We start from the raw sequence: 17,975 nt of genomic DNA, 5'->3' as shown, positions 1-17,975 counted from the left end.
CTAATCATCGGTCCTTGGTATAAGGGGTAAGGCGGATGGAGCGGCTGCGCAATGGCGATGACCTGCAAACGGCGCTTGCGGGCCTTTGCGCGGATGCGCCCCTGCTTGCCGGCCTTGTCGCGACCTGCCCCAAAATTCCGCTTCGCCTGCTGCCTTCGGGTTTTGCCGGGCTTTCGGAGGTGGTGGCAGGCCAGATGATTTCCAAACAGGCGGCCGCCGCGATCTTCGCGCGACTTCGCGCCGCCTGCGACCCGCTGACGGCCGAGACCTATCTGGCGCTTTCGCCCGAGGCCCATGCCGGCATCGGCCTGACCCGCGCCAAGCAGGCGACGCTCGACGGCATCGCACGGGCGATTGCCGGCGGCACGCTCGATCTTGCGGCACTTGACGCCCTGCCGGCTGACGAGGCGCTGGCGCTTCTGACGGCCTATCGCGGCATCGGCGTCTGGACGGCGGAAGTCTATCTGATGTTCTGCGCCGGCCATGTCGACATCTTTCCGGCCGGCGATCTGGCGCTTCGCATTGCCGCTGCGGACGCGTTCGGGCTCAATGAACGACCCGATGCCGCGACGCTCAGGACGCTCGCACGAGACTGGCGGCCCTACCGTTCGGTGGCGGCCCGCATCCTGTGGGCGCACTACGCGCGGATCACCAAAAGGGACGTCCTCCCGGTGGGATAAGGCTTTTGTGGTATTTGGCAGTCGAAACAGACGGGGCGATTAATCAGGCTTCACAATACTGTAACAACGAGCCTAATATACAGGAGACAGATGCCGAATCGATCAGGAGAGCAACTTGACGATTGCAGTCTCGCCTCAGGCCTTGCCGGCGCTCGTTCTGAACGCCGACTACAGGCCGCTGAGTTATTACCCCTTGTCGCTCTGGTCCTGGCAGGACGCGATCAAGGCCGTGTTCCTCGACCGTGTCAACATCATCGCCGAGTATGATCAGGCCGTGTCCTCGCCCAGCTTCTCGATGCGGCTGCCGAGCGTCGTCTGCCTGAAGACCTATATCAAGCCCTCGCGCCACCCGGCCTTCACCCGCTTCAACGTGTTCCTGCGCGACCGCTTTCAGTGCCAATATTGCGGCAGCCGCGAGGAACTGACCTTCGACCACGTGATCCCGCGCTGTCGCGGCGGCGAAACCACGTGGGAAAACGTGGTCGCGGCCTGCTCGCCCTGCAATCTGAAAAAGGGATCCCGTCTGCCCAGACAGGCCGGCATGATCCCCTTCCAGAAACCCTTCCAGCCGACGGTGCAGGACCTGCACAATAACGGCCGGCAGTTCCCACCGAACTACCTGCATGAAAGCTGGCTGGACTATCTCTACTGGGACAGCGAGCTGGAGCCGTAAGCAGGCGCCTTGCGCGCCTGCAAATGAGGAGTCAGAGGCCTCCAGCCATGTTCTGGCTTGCCGGAGCATCAGATTCGGCTGCGCTCAGCGTTTCGTCAAAGCCGAGCCCGAAAAACTGCAGTGACACCACCGCGATGACGAGCATCAGCGCCACCCAAAACGGTATGCGGTTGTAGAACGGCGTGGGCCTGAAGCAATACGAACAGTTTTTCGTTCCAAACCGCAGAGGGTGATGACAGGAACATTTGAAGAGTCTGAGATTTTTCACATTCAGCCCAAATCTTGCGGTGTTTCCAACTCGGCAGAGCTAACGCCTGCCTTCCCCTGGACTTTTTTTGGTATTTCACCTATCCGGCACAAGCCACAAAAACAATCACCCATTCATGACAACAACAAGTTTTGATCATCGATCGCGGCATGCACATTCGTGCTGAACGAAACCGCGGCCGGGAAAGTTCCCGCTCGGGCCGATTATCCGGTCGAAACATCATCCGACCGGGGTTGAGCCCGCTTGGAACAACAACACCTTCAGCGATAAGCATACATTAAATTACACGTATGCGTGCGGTCAATACAGAGTAGGGCAGGCTCGTTTTCGAAGTGCCCGTTCTTTTCACGGCAAGCTTTCAAGCCTCGCATAGAGGCTACCCGCAACGCGGCAGGAAACAGCGGATTCGGTTTTGGCGCGGGGCGCACGCGCCCGAAGCACGCCCTTGAAGCAGCGCCTCTCCCGATCTTCATGTTTCCGGACGCTTCGTGGATATCTGCGGCTTTCGCCTCGCCACAAAATAATGAACCCGCCGGTTTGACCGGCGGGTTCTGCGATGCATGCTGAACTCGTCCGGGGTCGCCGCATGACGGCCCCGGTCGGGATCACATGAATTCCGGATAGGCTTCGACGCCCACCTCGGACTTGTCGAGACCCATCTCTTCCTCCTCCGGCGAGACACGGATGCCCATGATGGCCTTGAGGATGAACCAGATGACGAACGACACGATGAAGGTGAAGGCGCCGATGGCGACGATACCGACAATCTGGGTGCCGAAGGACGTGCCGTCATTGGTCAGCGGTACGATGAAGGTACCCCAGATACCGGCAACAAGGTGGACCGGGATCGCGCCGACGACGTCGTCGATCTTCAGCTTGTCGAGCAGCGGCACGACGACGATGACGATCACGCCGCCGATCCCGCCGATGAACAGGGCCGCCGGAACGGACGGCGTCAGCGGTTCGGCCGTGATCGAGACCAGACCGGCGAGCGCGCCGTTCAGGACCATGGTGACGTCGACCTTCTTGTAGACGATCTGCAGCAGGATCATCGTGACAACGGCGCCGGCCGCAGCGGCCAGGTTGGTGTTGACGAAGATCTTGGAGACATCGCCGGCATCCGCAATCGAGCCGATGGCAAGCTGCGAGGCGCCGTTGAAGCCGAACCAGCCGAGCCACAGGATGAAGGTACCGAGAACGGCGAGCGGGATGTTGGAGCCCGGCATCGGGTGAACGGAGCCGTCAGCGGCATATTTGCCCGTACGCGCCCCGAGAACAAGCGCACCGGCCAGAGCGGCCCAGCCGCCGACCGAGTGAACCAGCGTCGAACCGGCGAAGTCGGAGAAGCCCATTTCGGAAAGCCAGCCGCCGCCCCACTGCCAGGAACCGGTGATCGGGTAGAGAATACCGGTCAGGATGACGGTGAAGATGATGAACGGCCAGAACTTGATGCGCTCGGCAACGGTACCGGACACGATCGAAGCGGTGGTGGCGCAGAACACCATCTGGAAGAACCAGTCGGAGGCAACCGAATAGCCGGCCGCGCCGTCATCCATGCCGGGGCCCGGGAAGACGTAGGGGCCAAACGAGCCCATGAAACCGCCGTCAACGCCGGTATACATCAGATTGTAGCCGGTGAACCAGAACATGATACCGCCGACCGCATAGAGGGCGATGTTCTTCAGGCCCTGCATCGAAGCGTTCTTCTTGCGCACCAGGCCCATTTCCAGCATGGCGAAGCCTGCGGCCATCCACATGACCAGGAAGCCGCCGATGAGGAACAGCATGGTGTTGAAGATCACGACCGTATCAGCGGCGGGCGCGCCCGAGGCCACTTCAACCACGGCCTCTGCGGCCTCTTCCTGAGCGAAGGCAGGAAAGGCGGCGGTCGCTGCGGCAAGGGCAGCAAAACCCGCAATATATTTGAGTTTGGAAGACATAGACTGATTACCCCCTGCTGATTTACAGCGCTTCGGAATCGGTTTCGCCGGTGCGGATGCGCACGGCCTGTTCGATGGAATAGACAAAGATCTTGCCGTCGCCGATCTGTCCGGTCTTGGCGGAGGAGGCGATCGCCTCGACAGCTTTTTCGACCACATCGGCGGCGACCGCGACTTCGATCTTCAGCTTGGGAAGAAAGCTGACGGCATATTCGGTACCGCGATAGATCTCGGTGTGCCCCTTCTGCCGGCCGTAACCTTTCACCTCGGTCACGGTCAGGCCCTGAATGCCGACGGCGGTGAGGGCCTCACGCACCTCATCCAGCTTGAACGGCTTTATGATGGCCATCACAATTTTCATCTGGTTTCCCATCCTTTGTTACCCGCAGCTTCGAAAAGCCGGTTCTCCTTACCGCCCTCGAATAGAAATTCGTCAGCGGCCTATCGCAGACATACAAAGACCGTGCCAGTTTGGAACTGACGTCACAAATTATTGATATTAATGGGATATTTTCGTGAAGATATGTGCGACGAAATGCCCGCCACAAAGTTGCGGCGATTCCGTGCGTTATTTTTGGCAATTGCCTTTTTTTTATGCAAATGCCGGAATGAGAATCAGACACGCCCTCTCAGGCCGTCAATCAGAAAGCCCAGCATGCGCGCAATATGGGCATTTTCATCCTCTTCGGCGTCATAGCGCCGGGCTACGCCTTTTTGTAGAACGGCCAGGCGTGATCGCGAATGCGGATCAGGCCTTCCTGTGCGACGGAGGCCACCAGCGTGCCGTCGCGGCTGAAGATGCGGCCATGGGCAAAGCCCCGGCCGCCGTTTGCCGAAGGACTTTCCTGCGAATAAAGCAGCCAGTCATCAGTCTCGAACGGCCGATGGAACCAGACCGCATGGTCTAGGCTCGCCGCCTGCACCCGGTCGGAAAAGACTGAACTCTGGTGCGCATAGAGCGTCGCGTCGAGCAGGGTCATGTCCGACATGTAGGCGAGAAACGCGGTCTGATAGTCGCGCCCGTGCGGCGACGGACCATTGGCCCGAATCCAGATATTCTGCTGGCCACCTGGCTTTTTGCGCCAGAGAAAATTGTCGAGGTCAACGGGCCGAATTTCGATCGGCCGCTCTCGCATCCAGTAATTGCGCACCGGAGCCGGCGCATTCTCGGCATCATTCATGATGTCGCTCCCCGCCAGCTCTTCAGGCGGCGGAACATCGGGCATGGCATGCTGATGCTCAAAGCCATCCTCCTCGACCTGAAACGAGGCGGTCATGATGAAAATCGGCTGGCCGTGCTGGATGGCGCGGACGCTGCGGGTGGAAAAGCTGCGTCCATCGCGCAACCGCTCGACCTGGAAGATGATCGGCACCTCGGTATCGCCGGGACGCATGAAATAGCCGTGGAGCGAGTGAACGAGATGCCCCTCGGGAGCCGTTCTCTGGGTCGCCACCAACGACTGGGCAACGACCTGACCGCCGAACACGCGCTGCCATGTGGTGGCAGGGCTCTGGCCGCGATAGAGGTTCTCCTCGAGCCGCTCGAGATCGAGAAGAGCGGCGAGCGCCTTGCCGCCGTGGTCATTGCCGGGCTGTGACATTTGAACGCGGTCCCTATATATCCCATGAGTATCGCAATGGCCTATAACAGCTTTGCTGAGAAGGAGCGAGATATGGCGAGACGCAGGAAGGATCGGGACATGAAGGATATCGTCATCGTTGGCGGCGGCTATGTCGGGCTCTCGGTCGCGGTCGCGGTCAAGAAAGCGGCGCCCCACCTCGAGATCGAGCTGATGGAGGCGGCCCCGGAACATGTCTGGGAAAAGGACGAGCGCGCCTCGGCCATTATCGCAGCCGCGATCAACATGCTGAAAACGCTGGAACTGTGGGACGAGATCAAGGATCACGCCCAGCCGATCAATGAGATGATCGTCACCGATTCGGAGACCGGCGAGCCGGTCAAGCCGGTGTTCCTCACCTTCGGCGAACGCGGTGCGGCGAGCGACCCCTTCGCCTACATGATCCCGAATGTCGCGATGGTCAGGGCGCTGCGCCGGGCGGCCGACACGCTCGGCATCACGATCCGCCACGACGCCGCCGTGACCGATTTTTCGGCCGAGGGCGGACATGCGAAACTCACCCTTGCCGACGGCGAGGAGATCGCAACGCGGCTGGTGGTTGCCTGCGACGGCGTGCGCTCACGGCTGCGCGACATGGCCGGCATCAAGACGGTCAAATTCGACTATGGCCAGTCCGGCATCGTCACCACCGTCGCCCATGAACGCCCGCATAACGGCCGGGCGGAAGAGCATTTCCTGCCGGCGGGGCCCTTCGCCATCCTGCCGCTGACCGGTAACCGTTCCTCGCTGGTCTGGACAGAGCGCACGGAAGATGCCCAACGCCTTGTCGACAGCGACGACATGGTGTTCGAGGCCGAGCTGGAGCGCCGCTTCGGGCATCATCTCGGCAAACTCACGCTGGCCGGCGGCAGGCGCGCCTTTCCGCTGGGCCTCACGCTGTCGCGCTCGTTCATCGCGCCGCGGCTGGCGCTGGCAGGCGACGCAGCCCATGGCATCCATCCGATTTCGGGCCAGGGTCTCAATCTCGGCTTCAAGGATGTCGCGGCCCTTGCCCAGACCATCGTCGAGGCGGATCGCAATGGCCTGGATATCGGCGCGCTCGACACGCTGGAGCGCTATCAGCGCTGGCGGCGGTTCGACACGGTGCGCATGGGCATGACCACCGATGTGCTGAACCGGCTGTTTTCCAACGATATCGGCCCGTTGCGCATGGCCCGTGATTTTGGCCTCGGCGTGGTCGATCGCATGCCCCGGCTGAAACGCTATTTCATCGAGGAAGCCTCAGGCCGGACGGCTCGAGACCTGCCGAAACTTCTGGCCGGCGAGCCGCTCTGAGCAAGGCGGGGCGGCTTGGTTCTCAAGCCTGCACCCCTTCAGGACGCAGCATCAAAGCTGACAAAATCGAAAGGGCCGGTCAGTGACCGGCCCTTTGCAGTATCAGGTTTGCGCTCGGTCTCAGCCCGGACGCGACACGAAGGCGCGGCTGACCACGCTTGCCGAATTTGCGTCCGGACCGAATTCGGTTTCGCCGGTAATGTCCAGCAATTCCTGCAGCTTGCCGCGGGCGCGGGCAATCCGGCTCTTGATCGTGCCGATCGCGCAATGGCAGATTTCGGCCGCCTCTTCATAGGAAAAGCCCGACGCGCCGACCAGAATGATCGCCTCGCGCTGATCGCTCGGCAGCTTGTTCAGCGCCTCGCGGAAGTCCCTCAGGTCCATCGCGCCATATTGCGCGGGATGGGTGGAAAGCCGCTCGGTGAAGACATTGTCGGAATCCTGGATTTCACGACCGCTCTTGCGCATCTGGCTGTAGAACTCGTTGCGCAGGATGGTGAACAGCCAGGCCTTGATATTGGTGCCCGCGGCAAAGCTGTCCTGCTTGGCCCAGGCCTTCATGATCGTGTCCTGAACCAGATCGTCGGCGAGATCCTGATGGCCGCAGAGCGAGACGGCGAAGGCGCGCAGGCTGGGCACCGTCTTCAGCATATCCCGCTTGAAACTCGTATCTTCGACTGTTGCCACGGCGATCACCCCTTTTTTCTGGGCGCGGATGCGGCCTCGGCCGCGTCCAGACGCTCGAGAAGATCGAGAAACCGATCCGGGATTTCCTCCTGTTCGACAGCATTGTAGAGAGCCTTGAGGCGTCTGCTGATCGCCTCTTCGGGACTCTTGGCCGTACCGGGCATGTTCGTACCTTGTTCAAGGTCGCTATTGTTCTTCACCAGCTTTCGCCTCGCTACATTCCAACGATTCCATTCAAGCCGAAAACGCGGCCCAAAATAAAATGTTCCGCTCTTCGGGAACTTTTTTTCGTCTCCCGCATTCTTGCTTCTTGAGGAATGCTCTAAAAGAGATACCCGCAACGACCTATCGAGGCAGGAGACTACCAGACATGTCGCTTTCAACACGTATCGCCGCCCATCTACCCTACCTCAGGCGTTACGCACGTGCCGTTACCGGCTCCCAGACATCGGGCGACGCCTATGTTGCCGCCGTACTCGAAACGCTGATTGAAGACGTTTCGCTCTTTCCGGAGGACGGCGACGATAAAGTCTCGCTCTATAAACTCTTCTCTCAGCTTTTCAGTTCCACAACGATCGAAATCGAGGAAATCGAATCGCCCTTTTCCTGGGAAAAGCGGGCCGCAGCCAATCTCATGGCGCTGCCGGCCAAGCCCCGCCAGGCCTTTTTGCTGATCTCGCTCGAAAACTTCTCCCACGAGGAAACCGCCCAGATTCTGGACGTCGAGAGCGACAGCGTTTCCAACCTCATCGATGAGGCCTCTTCGGAAATCGCGCGCCAGGTGGCGACCGATATCATGATCATCGAGGACGAACCGCTGATCGCCATGGATATCGAACAGATGGTGGAAAGTCTGGGCCACCGCGTCACCGGCATCGCGCGCACCCACGCCGAAGCCGTCGACCTTTTCAAATCCTCGCGCCCGCGCATGGTGCTCGCCGATATCCAGCTTGCCGATGGCAGCTCGGGCATCGATGCGGTCAACGATATCCTTGCCACCGAATCGTTGCCGGTGATCTTCATCACCGCATTTCCGGAAAGGCTTCTAACCGGCGAACGTCCGGAGCCGACCTTCCTGGTCACCAAGCCGTTCAACCCCGACATGGTCAAGGCGCTGATCAGCCAGGCACTGTTTTTCCAGGAACATCACGAACAGGCTGCTTGAGCCTTAAAACTTCCGTAAGCATGAGGGCGGCTCCGGCCGCCCTTTTTCATTGGAACCGGAACTCCGGTGGCGCTCGGGCGTTTTCCCTCTACAAACACAAGGAGAATGTCCATGCTTTACTATGCCGTTGTTTTCCTGGTGATAGCCCTGGTCGCTGCCGCACTCGGTTTCGGCGGCATTGCCGGCGCCTCAGCAGGTATCGCGCAGATTCTGTTCTTTCTGTTTCTGCTGTTCTTCGCAGTCGCGGTCATCGTGAACTTCGCGCGAAGCCGATAGAACCGAGTTTCCCCTCCCGAAAGCGGGCCGCCTATTGGCGGTCCGTTTTTTTGTTGTCTTGTTTTAGCGAACAAAAAAGGGCGAGAGCGCCTTGGCGCTCCCGCCCTTCAAACTTTCAAATCGCGATATCAGTGCGAACTGTTCATCCAGCTATCGACATCGCGTTCGGCCTCGTCGCGCTCCTTGCCGTAGCGCTCCTGGATCTTGCCCACGAGCTTTTCGCGGTTGCCGGCAACGACATCGAGGTCGTCATTGGTCAGCTTGCCCCAACGGGCCTGCACTTCGCCGGTAAACTGCTTCCAGTTGCCTTCGATACGGTCCCAATTCATAAGCCTGCTCCTTTCAGCTTAGCTTTCACTATGCCCAATCAACGCGCCACCCGATCCGGCAGTTCCATACCATCGTCGAAGATTGACAAGCCTCCGAAAAACAGGAATGTACGAACGCAGGCACTGAGTGCCGGTGCGCACAAGCAAAATGAATCAAATGCTTCATCGGTCACGTGCTTCTTTCGGCACATATTCGCGAATAACCGAAGTCGTTTCACTTTCTTGGCGCGTGTGAGTGAAATTGGCCGGCTGGAAGCCGGTCGGGCTGTGAAGAAGACATGCGATTCGACAAGGCAGACAACGGCACTGTTTCGACCATCAGCCGCATCCTCCCCGCGCTGGTGTTTCTGGTGGTTGCCATTATCGGCATCGGCATGTCGTTTTCGATCTACCGGGCGTCCGAGGTCGAGCGGCGCGCCAAGTTCGAGGTCGTGGCGGGCGACGCCACCGACCGGATCGTCAACCGTTTCTACCAGCACATGTCGCTCCTGGAGGCGACCAAGGCGTTCTTCGAGGCAACCGACGGCAATATCGACCGCTCCGCCTTCCGCACCTATGTCGGCGGTCTGGATACCGAAGGGCGCTATGACGGCATCCAGGGCATCGGCTTCGCCCGGATGGTCTATGCCGGAAACGAGGGCCGCGCCGAGGAGATGATCGGTCGGGCCTATGGTGAGAACCACCCGATATGGCCCGAAACCGACCAGGATTATCGCGCCGCGGTGGTGCTGCTGGAGCCGGACAATGAGCGCAACCGCGCCGCCATCGGCTACGACATGTACAGCGATCCGGTACGCCGCGACGCCATGGCCAAGGCCTTTGCCAGCGATACGCCGCGCGCCAGCGGCCCCGTGGAACTGGTGCAGGAAATCACCGAGAACAAGCAGGCCGGCTTCCTGCTCTATTTGCCGTTCAAGATGGATCGCGGCGAGAACAATGCGGACGGCAATCTGCCGCTTTCCGGGTTTATCTATGCGCCCTTTCGCGCCGGCGATCTCTATCGCGCGGTGATGAACGCCTCGCCGGCGCTGCCCGTGGCCATCCACGCCTACGACAAGGATGCGCCCGAGATTCCGCTGTTCGAATCCGTGACCTATGATGCCGCATTGGAGCGCAGCGCGCTCACCTCGTCCCGTGAGGTCGATATCGCCGGCAGGACGTGGGTGCTGGAGATGACGCCGAGCGCGGCATTCGAGAAGGCCGCCTTCGACATCACACCCTTTGTCGTCGGCTGCGTGGCGCTGCTGCTGGCGGTCGCCCTCGCTCTTGCCGCGCAATGGCAGATCAAGGCGCTGGCCGCGGCCCGCGAGGTTCAGCGCGTAACCGAGAAATCCCTGCAGGAACGCGAGCTGATGCTGCAGGAGATGAAGCACCGGATCAAGAATTCGATCGCCCGCATGCTCGCGATCGCCCGCCAGACCGCCCACCACTCCGAAAGCCTCGAGCAGTTCGTCGAATCCTATTCCGCCCGACTTCAGGCCATGTCGACGGCGCAGGATGTGCTGACCCGTTCGCGCTGGCAGCGCGCCGACCTGAAGGAGCTGCTGAACAAGGAACTGGAGCAGGTGTTCGGCAATGGTGAATCGCATTACGAGGTCTACGGCCCGAGCGCGGAGATCGACGAGAAGGCGACCCAGGCCTTCAGCCTCACCTTCCATGAACTGGCCACCAACGCGCTCAAATATGGCGGCATGTCGGGCGATGGCGCGGGCCTGAAGGTCTCGTGGAGCTTTCAGGGCACAGGCGCCGAGCGCAAGCTGAAGCTGATATGGGAGGAAACCGGTGCCGGCCCCGTCGCGCCGCCGGAACGCAAGGGCTTCGGCACCCGCCTGATCGACGCCAACATTATCGGCGAGCTGAGCGGCACGATCGACCGCCAGTACGGCGAGGACGGCCTGAAGATCGAAATCATCTTCCCGAACCCCACCAAGCGCACAGCGCCGCGCCGCTCCCGCTGGCGCCGCACCCGCCGCGCGCGGCTGGCGGAAAAGAAGGGCGAGTGAGCCGCTGCGCGGGACCGATTGGTGCCGCGTTTCGGATCAGCGATGTGCGGGAAAGATGGTGCCCCTTGCCGGAATCGAACCAGCACTCCTTTCGGAACCTGATTTTGAGTCAGGCGCGTCTACCAGTTCCGCCAAAGGGGCCCTTTGCCTCGTCTGAAGGCAGGCATGGCGGAATATAAGGAGATCGGGCCGGCCGTCAACACGCTTCTGACGCCGGGCATGCACAAATTTGAGCCATGCGGCTCTTGAGTGATGGACATGACGGGCCGAAGACAGCATTCTCCGGCGACGCAAATCAACCCCGGACGATCCATGCTACGCAGACTTTACAACTGGACGCTTTCGCTTGCCGCCAACCGCAATGCCGAACGCGTTCTTTTCGGGATATCATTCGCCGAAAGCTCGTTCTTTCCGATCCCGCCGGACGTGTTGCTGATCCCGATGGTGATCGCCCGGCCGGCGAAATGGTTCCGAATCGCGCTGATCTGCACGCTGGCTTCGATACTCGGCGCGATCGCCGGCTATCTGATCGGCATGTTCCTGTTCGAGCAGGTTGCCCGCCCGATCCTCGATTTCTACGGCAAGCAGGATTCGTTCGATCGGGTGGCCGAATGGTACAACACCTGGGGCGGTTGGGGCGTGCTGTTTGCCGCCATCACGCCCTTCCCCTACAAGGTGCTGACGCTTTTTTCCGGCGCCACGGGCCTCAACTTCGGCATCTTCCTGCTGGTCAGCGTGATCGGGCGGTCGTTCCGGTTCTTTCTGATCGCCTGGCTGCTCAACCGCTACGGCCCGCCGATCCGCGATTTCATCGAGAAATATCTCGGACTTCTTTTCACCGCATTCGTCATTCTTCTGGCGGGCGGGTTCTATCTGGTCAAATATGTATTCTAGATCAATTTCGCGCGTATCGGCGCTGTTCCGGCCGCGCTTCAAGAGGGTTTCATGACCGCGCGCTCTTCCTTCTCTCGCATTCCGATCAGCCTGACGCTGTCGACGCTCGCCATGGCCGTCACGGTCGGGACGGCGCTCGGCTTCGAGCATCTCGGCGGCTATATCCCCTGCCATCTCTGCCTTCTGGAGCGCAATCCCTACTATATCGGCGTGCCGGTCGGCATTCTCGGTCTTCTCGCCTGGCGCTTCGGCCTGCCGCGCCTTGTCGCAAGGCTGGCGCTTCTCGTCATTGCTGGACTGATGGTCTGGGGCATGGTCATGGGCGTCTATCACGCCGGCGTCGAATGGCACTGGTGGGCCGGACCCTCCGATTGCTCGGGCTCGATGGCTGGCGTCACCACCAACGCCATGGACCTGCTCGGTGATCTCAACAGCGTCACCGGCCCGAAATGCGACGAGGCAGCGCTGCGCGTGCTCGGCCTATCCTTCGCCGGCTGGAACGTGGTCGCAAGCCTGGCGATCGCGGCAATCGCGCTTTGGGGTGCGCGCGGCAAATAGGCCGCTCAGGCGGCGCCGATCCGCAGGAAATCGTGGAAATGGACGATGCCGAGCGGGCGGTTGTTCTCGTCGACAACCATCAGCGCGGAAATATTGTGCTTTTGCAGAAGCGCCATGGCAGCGGAGACCAGCATGGTCTTGCCGACCGTCTTCGGCGCAGAGGTCATCACGTCTTCCACGGCAAGCTTGCTCATGTCGCGGGCAAGATTGCGGGCGAGATCGCCGTCGGTGATGATGCCGGCGAGCCGTCCATCCTCCGTCAGCACGCCGACGCAGCCGAAACGGCGCTGCGACAGCACCATGATCGCCTCCGGCAGCGGCGTGCCGGCGGGCACCAGCGGCACCTCATCCCCGACATGCATGATATCGGCAACGTGGGAGAGCAGCGCGCCGAGCTTGCCGCCCGGATGATAGATCTTGAAATCGACGGCGGAGAAGCCGCGCGCCTCCAGAAGCGCGATCGCGAGCGCATCGCCCAGCGCGAGCTGCATGGTAGTGGAGGTCGTGGGGGCGAGCCCGTGCGGGCAGGCTTCCTCCGCCTTCGGCAGATCAAGCACGATATCTGCCGCCAGCGCCAGCGAGGATTGGCGGCCCGAGGTGATCGCGATCAGCGGAATGGCGAAACGCCGGGTATAGGCGACCAGCGCCGTCAGCTCGGTGCTCTCGCCGCTCCACGACAGGGCGAGCACGGCGTCCTTCTGGGAGATCATGCCCATATCGCCGTGATTGGCTTCGGCGGGATGCACGAAGAAGGCCGGCGTGCCGGTGGAGGCGAAGGTGGCGGCGATCTTGGTGCCGACATGGCCGCTCTTGCCAACGCCCGAGACGATCACATGCCCCGCCGTCTGCCTGAGCAGCGCCACGGCCTTTTCGAACGGCTCGGCCAGCCCGTTGCCGAGCGCCGCCGACAGGGCCTCCAGACCCTTGCGCTCAAACTCGAGCGTCCTCAGCCCCGAAAGGGCCGCCTCTCCCAAAGCATTTTCATTCACATCCGCCATGCCACGCTGTTAGCGCCTTTGCCGGATGCAATCAATAGAATGGTTTTGGGGGTGGCGCAATTGAGGCTACTTCAATGCAGCAATCAGCGCCTTCAGCTCGTTCTCCACCTTCGGACGGATATCGTCGCGCTTCAGGGCGAGCGCCACATTGGCGATGATGAAGCCTTCCTTGGAGCCGCAGTCGAAGGTCTGGCCGTCGAACTTGTAGCCGTAGAAATCCTGTTCCTTGGCGAGGGTCAGCATGCCGTCGGTAAGCTGGATCTCGTTGCCCGCGCCGCGCGCGGTCTTGCCCAGGATCGGGAAGATTTCCGGCTGCAGGATGTAGCGGCCGTTGATGAAATAATTCGACGGCGCGGTGCCCTTTTCCGGCTTCTCCACCATTTCGGTGATCCTGAAGCCGCTGCCGATCGCCTCGCCAACGCCGACAATGCCGTATTTATGCGCCTGTTCGGGATCGCATTCCTCGACGGAGACGACATTGCCGCCGGCGACTTCGTAGACATCCATCATGCCCTTCAGGCAGGGCGTCTCCGCATCCATCACCATATCCGGCAGGATCAGGGCGAACGGGTCGTGGCCGACGATCTCGCGCGCGCACCAGACCGCGTGGCCGAGGCCATGGGGCTCCTGCTGGCGGGTGAAGGTGGAGGTGCCGGCCTTGGGCAGAAGGCTCGAAAGCAGGCTCAGTTCGGCATTCTTGTTGCGGGCCTTCAGCGTCGATTCCAGCTCGTACTGGATATCGAAATAATCCTCGATGACGTTCTTGTTGCGGCCGGTGACGAACACGAAATGCTCGATCCCCGCCTCGATCGCCTCATCAACGACATACTGGATGATCGGCTTGTCGACCACCGGCAACATTTCCTTCGGCACAACCTTGGTGGCGGGAAGAAACCGCGTCCCCAGCCCCGCGACCGGAAGCACTGCCTTGCGAACCTTCTTATGCTGAGCCAAGCCGCTCTCCTTTATAGACAATCATCGAAAATGAATGAACTCTGGCAATATTGTACAGGTCTAGCAAGAGACAAGGGGCAGCGCAATCAAGCCGCCGCCCCTCGCATAAATTTATCAAAAAAGGTCAGCCCGCTACCGGGAGCGGACCTGCGGCATCACCGCGGCAGCAGGGTCTCGCCCATCAGCGCCTCGTCGATGGCGCGCGCTGCCTGCCGGCCCTCGCGGATCGCCCAGACCACCAGCGACTGGCCGCGGCGCACGTCACCGGCCGTCCAGAACTTGTCGACCGAGGTCTTGTAATCGCTGTCGCTGGCCACGACGTTGACCGAGCCGCGGCTGTCGGTGTTGAGCGTCAGCCGGCCCTCGAGATCGGCAAGCACGCCGCTCTTGAACGGGCCGCGGAAACCGATGGCGATGAAGGCGAGATCGGCCTTTATGACAAATTCGGTGCCGGGGATCGGCTTGCGCTTTTCGTCCACATGGCAGCATTTCACACCGGTGAGCACGCCATCCTCGCCGACGAATTCGAGCGTCGCCACCTGGAACTCGCGCACCGCGCCTTCCGCCTGCGAGGACGAGGTGCGCATCTTGGTGGCCCAGAATGGCCAGACGGCGAGCTTGTCTTCCTTCTCCGGCGGCTGCGGGCGGATATCGAGCTGGGTGACCTTGACCGCGCCCTGGCGGAAGGCGGTGCCGACGCAGTCGGAGGCGGTATCGCCGCCGCCGACGACCACCACATGCTTGCCGCCGGCAAGGATCGGCTCCGACGGCCAGCCGGTGCTGTCGATGTTCTCGCGCCCGACACGGCGGTTCTGCTGCACCAGGAACGGCATCGCGTCATAGACGCCGTGCAATTCGTCGCCGCCGATGCCGGAGGCGCGCGGCGTTTCCGAGCCGCCGCAGTAGAGCACGGCATCGTAATCGGAAAGAAGCTGGTCGACGGTCACATCGACGCCGACATTGACGCCGCAGTGAAATTCGACGCCCTCGCCGCGCATCTGTTCGACGCGGCGGTCGATGAAGTTCTTTTCCATCTTGAAATCCGGAATGCCGTAGCGCAGCAGGCCGCCGGGCTTGGATTCGCGCTCGTAGACGTGAACCTCGTGGCCGGCGCGGCCAAGCTGCTGGGCGGCCGACATGCCGGCCGGCCCGGAGCCGATGACGGCGACCTTCCTGCCGGTCTTCACCGTTGCCGGCTGCGGCACGATATAGCCCAGCTCATAGGCCTTGTCGGCAATCGCCTGCTCGACCGTCTTGATCGCTACCGGAATATCCTCGAGGTTCAGCGTGCAGGCTTCCTCACAAGGCGCCGGGCAGACGCGACCGGTGAATTCCGGGAAATTGTTGGTCGAGTGCAGGTTGGCGATCGCCTCTTTCCAGTTGCCGTTATAGACCAGATCGTTCCAGTCCGGGATCTGGTTGTGGATCGGACAGCCGGTCGGGCCATGGCAATAGGGGATGCCGCAATCCATGCAGCGGGCGGCCTGCTTCTGCACCTCGGGGTCCGACATCGGGATGGTGAATTCGCGGAAATGACGGATGCGATCGGAGGCCGGCTGATACTTGGCGACCTGCCGGTCGATTTCCATGAAACCTGTAACTTTACCCATGACTTTCCCTGAATTACTCGATGACGACCGCAGTGCCGGAAACCGATACCATCAGCATGGTTCCACGATCGGAGGTAATGTTTTCGTAGTCGAGATCGACCCCGATGACGGCATTGGCGCCGAGCCGTTCCGCCTGATGTTCCATCTCCGCATAGGCGGTTTCGCGCGCCTCGCGCAGCGAGGCTTCATAGGCCGCCGAGCGCCCGCCGACGATATCGCGGATACCGGCCATGAAATCCCGGAAGATATTGGTGCCAAGGATAGTCTCGCCCGTGACGATGCCTTTATAGGCAACGATTTTATGGCCCTCGAGCGTGTTTGTGGTGGTTATCAGCATTGAGAAGCTCCCTTTCCCGCGGTCCGGCGTCACCTACGGCGCGCCGGAACCAATGCGGATCACTCCGCCGCCACGCCCATGCGCATGCGTTCCATCTCTTCCAGAGCGCGGCGATATTCGACCGGCATGACCTTGCGGAACATCGGGCGGTAATGCGCCCAGTCATCCAGGATCGCCTTGGCGCGGCCGGAACCGGTGTAGAGCAGGTGGTTGGTGATCAGGCGCACGAGGCGCTCCTCATCATGACGGGTCATGTCGCCGGACACGTCGACGCGGCCCTTGTGCATGATGTCGCCGCCATGGTGGTGCAGCTTTTCGAGCATGTCGTCTTCTTCCGGAACCGGCTCCAGCATGACCATGGCCATGTTGCAACGGTCGGCAAAGCCGCCATCCTCGTCCAGCACGTAGGCCACGCCGCCCGACATGCCGGCCGCGAAGTTGCGGCCGGTCTGGCCGAGCACGACGACGATGCCGCCGGTCATGTATTCGCAGCCATGGTCGCCGACGCCTTCGACCACGGCGGCGGCACCGGAGTTACGCACCGCAAACCGTTCGCCGGCAACGCCGTGGAAATAGCATTCGCCGGCGGTCGCGCCGTACAGCACGGTATTGCCGACAATGATCGATTCCTCAGGCACGATCGGCGTGTTTTCCGGCGGACGGATGATGATCTTGCCGCCGGAAAGCCCCTTGCCAACATAGTCGTTGCCGTCGCCGACGAGATCGAAGGTGACGCCGTTTGCAAGGAACGCGCCGAAGGACTGGCCGGCCGTGCCCGTGAGCTTGACCGTGATCGTGTCTTCCTTCAGGCCCTTCTCGTTCCAGCGCTTGGCGACCTCGCCGGAGAGCATCGCGCCGGCGGAGCGGTCGACGTTCTTGATCGTGGTCTCGATGACGACCTTTTCCTTGTTCTCCAACGCCGGCATCGCTTCGGCGATCAACTTGCGGTCGAGAATGTCGTCGATCGGGTGCTTCTGGCGCTCGGTCCAGAAGGTCGCTTCCTTGGGCGCATCGACCTTGTGGAAGATCTTCGAGAAATCGAGACCCTTCGACTTCCAGTGGGCGATCGCCTCGTCCTTGTCGAGCAGTTCGACAGCGCCGATAACGTCGTTGAGGCTGGTGAAGCCGAGTTCGGCCAGCAGCTCGCGCAGCTCTTCGGCCACGAAGAAGAAGTAGTTGACGACGTGTTCCGGCGCGCCCTTGAAGCGCTTCCTCAAGACCGGATCCTGGGTCGCAACGCCCACCGGGCAGGTGTTGAGATGGCACTTGCGCATCATGATGCAGCCGGCCGCGATCAGCGGCGCGGTCGAGAAGCCGAACTCGTCGGCGCCGAGCATGGCGCCGATCAGCACGTCGCGGCCGGTCTTCAGCCCGCCATCGACCTGCAGCGCGATGCGCGAGCGGAGCCCGTTCAGCACCAGCGTCTGCTGGGTTTCGGCAAGGCCGATTTCCCAGGGACTGCCGGCATGCTTCAGCGAGGTCAGCGGGGATGCGCCCGTGCCGCCGTCGAAGCCAGAGATTGTGATGTGGTCGGCGCGCGCCTTGGCAACGCCGGCGGCCACCGTGCCGACGCCCACTTCCGACACCAGCTTGACCGAGACATCGGCCGTCGGGTTGACGTTCTTGAGGTCGTAGATCAGCTGCGCCAGATCCTCGATCGAATAGATATCGTGGTGCGGCGGCGGCGA

The 17,975-nt window shown here is 61.5% G+C and carries 19 protein-coding genes and 1 tRNA gene; 8 read left to right on the top strand and 12 right to left on the bottom strand.

Annotated elements, in window-relative coordinates; translation table 11 throughout:
• Positions 1–35 precede the first annotated feature (35 nt).
• Together B4E36_RS03930 and B4E36_RS03925 are read left to right on the top strand one after the other, a co-directional pair.
• Positions 36–680, top strand: a complete 645-nt coding sequence (locus B4E36_RS03930; protein WP_292053561.1) for a DNA-3-methyladenine glycosylase family protein — start codon at positions 36–38, stop codon at positions 678–680.
• Positions 681–795: 115 nt separating this feature from the next.
• A complete protein-coding gene (locus B4E36_RS03925) occupies positions 796–1,353 on the top strand; it encodes an HNH endonuclease (protein ID WP_292053563.1) in 558 nt (185 codons plus the stop codon).
• Between the two features lie 873 nt (positions 1,354–2,226).
• Here the strand turns inward: B4E36_RS03925 and amt are convergent.
• The 3 genes from amt to tesB form a co-directional block, all read right to left on the bottom strand.
• Complete coding sequence (gene amt / locus B4E36_RS03920) at positions 2,227–3,561, bottom strand: ammonium transporter (RefSeq protein ID WP_292053566.1); 1,335 nt, start codon at positions 3,559–3,561, stop codon at positions 2,227–2,229.
• A 22-nt stretch (positions 3,562–3,583) separates the two neighbouring features.
• The gene (locus tag B4E36_RS03915) at positions 3,584–3,934 is read right to left on the bottom strand and encodes a P-II family nitrogen regulator (protein WP_018064835.1); all 351 of its coding nucleotides are present in this window, start codon (positions 3,932–3,934) and stop codon (positions 3,584–3,586) included.
• A 331-nt stretch (positions 3,935–4,265) separates the two neighbouring features.
• Positions 4,266–5,162 (bottom strand): acyl-CoA thioesterase II, encoded by an 897-nt coding sequence (gene tesB, locus B4E36_RS03910; protein ID WP_292053572.1) that lies wholly within the window; start codon positions 5,160–5,162, stop codon positions 4,266–4,268.
• 99 nt (positions 5,163–5,261) lie between these two features.
• Here tesB and B4E36_RS03905 point away from each other — a divergent pair, with 99 nt between their 5' ends.
• On the top strand, positions 5,262–6,476 hold the full coding sequence (locus tag B4E36_RS03905; protein ID WP_414673727.1) for a ubiquinone biosynthesis hydroxylase: 1,215 nt from the start codon (positions 5,262–5,264) through the stop codon (positions 6,474–6,476).
• 120 nt (positions 6,477–6,596) lie between these two features.
• On the opposite strand, the gene B4E36_RS03900 is transcribed toward B4E36_RS03905, so the two are convergent.
• Positions 6,597–7,172 (bottom strand): RNA polymerase sigma factor, encoded by a 576-nt coding sequence (locus B4E36_RS03900; protein ID WP_018064838.1) that lies wholly within the window; start codon positions 7,170–7,172, stop codon positions 6,597–6,599.
• Positions 7,169–7,363, bottom strand: a complete 195-nt coding sequence (locus tag B4E36_RS03895; RefSeq protein WP_414673726.1) for a NepR family anti-sigma factor — start codon at positions 7,361–7,363, stop codon at positions 7,169–7,171. Before B4E36_RS03895 ends, B4E36_RS03900 begins: the two co-directional genes overlap by 4 nt.
• 170 nt (positions 7,364–7,533) lie before the next feature.
• Between B4E36_RS03895 and B4E36_RS03890 the strand changes: the two genes are divergently transcribed.
• On the top strand, positions 7,534–8,328 hold the full coding sequence (locus tag B4E36_RS03890; protein ID WP_018064840.1) for a response regulator: 795 nt from the start codon (positions 7,534–7,536) through the stop codon (positions 8,326–8,328).
• Positions 8,329–8,439: 111 nt separating this feature from the next.
• On the top strand, positions 8,440–8,604 hold the full coding sequence (locus B4E36_RS03885; protein WP_018064841.1) for a DUF1328 domain-containing protein: 165 nt from the start codon (positions 8,440–8,442) through the stop codon (positions 8,602–8,604).
• A gap of 128 nt (positions 8,605–8,732) precedes the next feature.
• Here B4E36_RS03885 and B4E36_RS03880 read toward each other — a convergent pair whose 3' ends face one another.
• Positions 8,733–8,933, bottom strand: a complete 201-nt coding sequence (locus B4E36_RS03880) for a CsbD family protein (protein WP_018064842.1) — start codon at positions 8,931–8,933, stop codon at positions 8,733–8,735.
• A 278-nt stretch (positions 8,934–9,211) separates the two neighbouring features.
• Between B4E36_RS03880 and B4E36_RS03875 the strand changes: the two genes are divergently transcribed.
• Positions 9,212–10,936, top strand: a complete 1,725-nt coding sequence (locus B4E36_RS03875; RefSeq protein ID WP_292053580.1) for a CHASE domain-containing protein — start codon at positions 9,212–9,214, stop codon at positions 10,934–10,936.
• Between the two features lie 56 nt (positions 10,937–10,992).
• On the opposite strand, the gene B4E36_RS03870 is transcribed toward B4E36_RS03875, so the two are convergent.
• Positions 10,993–11,077, bottom strand: a tRNA-Leu gene (locus B4E36_RS03870).
• 171 nt (positions 11,078–11,248) lie between these two features.
• On the opposite strand from B4E36_RS03870, the gene B4E36_RS03865 reads away from it, so the two are divergent.
• Both B4E36_RS03865 and B4E36_RS03860 read left to right on the top strand, forming a co-directional pair.
• Positions 11,249–11,830, top strand: a complete 582-nt coding sequence (locus tag B4E36_RS03865) for a YqaA family protein (RefSeq protein ID WP_292053582.1) — start codon at positions 11,249–11,251, stop codon at positions 11,828–11,830.
• 51 nt (positions 11,831–11,881) lie between these two features.
• A complete protein-coding gene (locus B4E36_RS03860; RefSeq protein ID WP_292053585.1) occupies positions 11,882–12,388 on the top strand; it encodes a disulfide bond formation protein B in 507 nt (168 codons plus the stop codon).
• 5 nt (positions 12,389–12,393) lie between these two features.
• On the opposite strand, the gene B4E36_RS03855 is transcribed toward B4E36_RS03860, so the two are convergent.
• From B4E36_RS03855 to B4E36_RS03835, 5 genes are all read right to left on the bottom strand, one after another.
• Positions 12,394–13,386, bottom strand: a complete 993-nt coding sequence (locus tag B4E36_RS03855) for a KpsF/GutQ family sugar-phosphate isomerase (protein WP_292053587.1) — start codon at positions 13,384–13,386, stop codon at positions 12,394–12,396.
• A gap of 66 nt (positions 13,387–13,452) precedes the next feature.
• Complete coding sequence (gene galU / locus B4E36_RS03850; protein WP_018064847.1) at positions 13,453–14,340, bottom strand: UTP--glucose-1-phosphate uridylyltransferase GalU; 888 nt, start codon at positions 14,338–14,340, stop codon at positions 13,453–13,455.
• Positions 14,341–14,495: 155 nt separating this feature from the next.
• Positions 14,496–15,950 carry a glutamate synthase subunit beta gene (locus B4E36_RS03845; RefSeq protein ID WP_292053590.1) on the bottom strand — a complete coding sequence of 485 codons (1,455 nt, stop codon included), beginning with the start codon at positions 15,948–15,950 and terminating at the stop codon, positions 14,496–14,498.
• 13 nt (positions 15,951–15,963) lie between these two features.
• On the bottom strand, positions 15,964–16,287 hold the full coding sequence (locus B4E36_RS03840; protein ID WP_292053594.1) for a heavy metal-binding domain-containing protein: 324 nt from the start codon (positions 16,285–16,287) through the stop codon (positions 15,964–15,966).
• Between the two features lie 59 nt (positions 16,288–16,346).
• On the bottom strand, positions 16,347–17,975 hold a 1,629-nt coding region (locus tag B4E36_RS03835; RefSeq protein WP_345900004.1), incomplete at its 5' end, for a glutamate synthase-related protein.

The sequence above is a fragment of the Martelella sp. UBA3392 genome (genome assembly GCF_002358775.1).
Classification (GTDB): Bacteria; Pseudomonadota; Alphaproteobacteria; order Rhizobiales; family Rhizobiaceae; genus Martelella; species Martelella mediterranea.
Note: the sequence above shows the minus strand (reverse complement) of the source record. Positions and strands in the feature narration are given on the sequence as shown.

What these genes read in the sequence shown, in the direction of transcription:
- B4E36_RS03930 (WP_292053561.1), top strand. Translation starts at nt 36, where the DNA reads ATGGAGCGGCTGCGCAATGGCGATGACCTGCAAACGGCGCTTGCGGGC.
- amt (WP_292053566.1), bottom strand. Translation starts at nt 3,561, where the DNA reads ATGTCTTCCAAACTCAAATATATTGCGGGTTTTGCTGCCCTTGCCGCA.
- B4E36_RS03915 (WP_018064835.1), bottom strand. Translation starts at nt 3,934, where the DNA reads ATGGGAAACCAGATGAAAATTGTGATGGCCATCATAAAGCCGTTCAAG.
- tesB (WP_292053572.1), bottom strand. Translation starts at nt 5,162, where the DNA reads ATGTCACAGCCCGGCAATGACCACGGCGGCAAGGCGCTCGCCGCTCTT.
- B4E36_RS03905 (WP_414673727.1), top strand. Translation starts at nt 5,262, where the DNA reads ATGAAGGATATCGTCATCGTTGGCGGCGGCTATGTCGGGCTCTCGGTC.
- B4E36_RS03890 (WP_018064840.1), top strand. Translation starts at nt 7,534, where the DNA reads ATGTCGCTTTCAACACGTATCGCCGCCCATCTACCCTACCTCAGGCGT.
- B4E36_RS03885 (WP_018064841.1), top strand. Translation starts at nt 8,440, where the DNA reads ATGCTTTACTATGCCGTTGTTTTCCTGGTGATAGCCCTGGTCGCTGCC.
- B4E36_RS03880 (WP_018064842.1), bottom strand. Translation starts at nt 8,933, where the DNA reads ATGAATTGGGACCGTATCGAAGGCAACTGGAAGCAGTTTACCGGCGAA.
- B4E36_RS03875 (WP_292053580.1), top strand. Translation starts at nt 9,212, where the DNA reads ATGCGATTCGACAAGGCAGACAACGGCACTGTTTCGACCATCAGCCGC.
- B4E36_RS03865 (WP_292053582.1), top strand. Translation starts at nt 11,249, where the DNA reads ATGCTACGCAGACTTTACAACTGGACGCTTTCGCTTGCCGCCAACCGC.
- B4E36_RS03860 (WP_292053585.1), top strand. Translation starts at nt 11,882, where the DNA reads ATGACCGCGCGCTCTTCCTTCTCTCGCATTCCGATCAGCCTGACGCTG.
- B4E36_RS03855 (WP_292053587.1), bottom strand. Translation starts at nt 13,386, where the DNA reads ATGGCGGATGTGAATGAAAATGCTTTGGGAGAGGCGGCCCTTTCGGGG.
- B4E36_RS03845 (WP_292053590.1), bottom strand. Translation starts at nt 15,950, where the DNA reads ATGGGTAAAGTTACAGGTTTCATGGAAATCGACCGGCAGGTCGCCAAG.
- B4E36_RS03840 (WP_292053594.1), bottom strand. Translation starts at nt 16,287, where the DNA reads ATGCTGATAACCACCACAAACACGCTCGAGGGCCATAAAATCGTTGCC.